1 protein-coding gene and 2 pseudogenes are annotated in these 2,392 nt (G+C 53.1%); 2 read left to right on the forward strand and 1 reads right to left on the reverse strand.

Annotated features, from left to right (window positions below; translation table 11 throughout):
- Positions 1-391, reverse strand: a pseudogene (locus BAA01_11910) (hypothetical protein).
- A gap of 155 nt (positions 392-546) precedes the next feature.
- Here BAA01_11910 and BAA01_11915 point away from each other — a divergent pair.
- Entirely contained in the window at positions 547-1,428 is an 882-nt protein-coding gene (locus BAA01_11915) for a glycosyl transferase family 2 (protein OUM91015.1), read from the forward strand.
- Between the two features lie 130 nt (positions 1,429-1,558).
- Positions 1,559-2,392, forward strand: a pseudogene (locus BAA01_11920) (hypothetical protein).

Raw genomic sequence — 2,392 nt, forward strand, 5'->3', positions numbered from 1 at the left:
GTTGAACCCCTATGTCCGCCTTTTCAATAGTAAATTGCACGCAGACATCGCTTTGATCTGGCAAGTCCAGCTGGTTTGCTGACAGAACGACACTCACCCCAGCAGCGGTGAGAAATCGCTCCGTCAGTGCCAAAACATCATATTCATGTGGATGGGAATCGGTTGCGTCAGGAACCCGCCGGCTGCCATACGCCAGCACGCAGATTTTTCCCTTGAGCCCCGGAGCAAGAAGAATCCTCCTTTGTTTTGGATCCCACTGGAAGCCAAACCCGTTTTCTTGACAAAACAGACGAAAGGCAGGCAGCGATGTGTAAGGGATCATCCCACACGTTTGACCGTCGTAAAAAACCGCAACATCATCCATCCCATATCTCCCCTCTGTATCCTCCATTCCGTATATCCTCCTCCCCCTCTTCGATTCACCGATCGATCCGTGTTCATTGTATGTACGCCCATGGGAATGAGTGCCGCGATGTACAAAGCCTGTGACAAACGGTACCTGAGCTCAGTATTGGCATAGGATGTCAGGAAGGAAGGAGTGAGCAAATGTCTGACGAACGCATTCCTTTTGTTTCCTTGATCATTCCGGCCAAAAATGAAGGGAACAACGTGCGCACGACTGTAGAATCGGCACTCCGAGCAAAAACCCATCATCCCTTTGAGATCGTCATCGTGGACGATGGTTCCACAGACGGATGCTGCGAGTTTTTGGCATCCGAGGCAAATGAACAGATCAAATTAATCACAACTCAGGGAATCGGAGCTGCCCCAGCCAGAAACCTGGGTGCTGATCACTCACGAGGAGAATACCTCATCTTTTGCGACGCCCATTTGTTCTTCCAGGATTATTGGATTGATCATTTGCTGGGATTGATTCGATCAGGACAGGCGGATGCCGTGTCCCCCGGCATCGTTTCAACGAACCGGCCGAATCTCGTTGGTTATGGCCAGACACTGAACCGCATGTTGGGCGTTCAGTGGAACCGCCAAATATCCTTGCCCACACCTACGGCGATTCTGCCGGGAGGATGTTTAGCCATGGCGAGAAACGTCTTCTTCGATGTGGGCGGATTTGATCGAGGATTTCAGGTTTGGGGGTTTGAAGACGTGGAGATCTCGATCAAGCTATGGCTATTTGGCTACAAGTGCTTCGTACAGCCTGCAGTCAAGGTGTTCCATCTGTTTCGTGAATCCTACCCGTACCGTGTGACGTTCGACCACGTATACTACAACATGCTTCGGATGGCCTACAGCCATTTCAACGAATCCCGGATCGCTGCTTGCCGCAAATTGATCCACCATGCGGATCCGGCCCGGATCGAGGCCGCCGTATTGGCTGGCGGAGTGCTGGAACAGCGGGAACACTACTTCTCGCGCCGGAAGTACGACGACGAATGGTTCATGCGGCGCTTCGGTATCCCATTCTGAGAACATCGCGGATGGGAAAATATACCTGGAATGTTCACCTAAAAAATGGGCGTTTGTTTACAAGCAAAATGCCCCCTTCAACCATAGTATGTATTGCATAAAACACCACCTAGGAAAGGAAGGGTTCATATTGGTTAGGCAAATCAGACCCATCAAGGGTTTTCAAGTCCCAACACCGACGCCGACCGCACCCGCGCCGATTCCGAACAATCTGCAAGAAGAATGCATCCGTGTTCAAAAGGTGTACGATTGGGTCGTGACCGCGAACCGGGATCAAAACAAAGTTCAAATCCCTAGTGACTGTCTGACACTCGTCAACGAAGCCATCCAAGCCGGGCAAAACATTACCGTTCAATGTGTGGAGCCGGTCATCCCTCCGACATTCCCGATCATTCCGAAACCGCAGCCGACACAGGGACTCGACTTCTCCTGCCGGATCGTCAGCATCCGCCGAGAAAACATCGTTATCGGCGGCAACGTCGTCCGGGTCGGCATTGTCCGGTTCCTGTTCAGCGCGACGCTCTTGCTCCGCGTTTTTGCCGACGGCACGTTGTTATGCGAATTTCCAGCCACCGTCCAGTTCGACGATGAAATCGTGCTCTGCCTGCCTGAACCGCTCGACGAAGACAACATCCTCTGCCGGATTACCGCGGTTGAGTGCACGCCGCTGGAGCCCATCCTTGGCGGTCAAATTCTGATTGACGTGGTCATCTGTAAAGAGATCCAGGTGGAAGCGGAAGTGAAGCTGGAGGTATTGGCAAAATTTTGCCAGCCGCGCCCAGCCGACATTCCCGTACCGACTCCAACGCCGCCGGCCTTCCAATGCCCGCCGGTTATCTTTCCGGCACAGTGCCCAGAGATCTTCCCGCGTCAAAACTGCGACTGCCAGGCAACTGCCAGCGTCATCCTCACCAACTCGACCGTGCTGTTTGACGGCGTAGCGGAAGTCGGCACAGAACAGCTC

Source organism: Bacillus thermozeamaize, assembly GCA_002159075.1.
GTDB lineage: Bacteria > Bacillota > Bacilli > ZCTH02-B2 > ZCTH02-B2 > Bacillus_BB > Bacillus_BB thermozeamaize.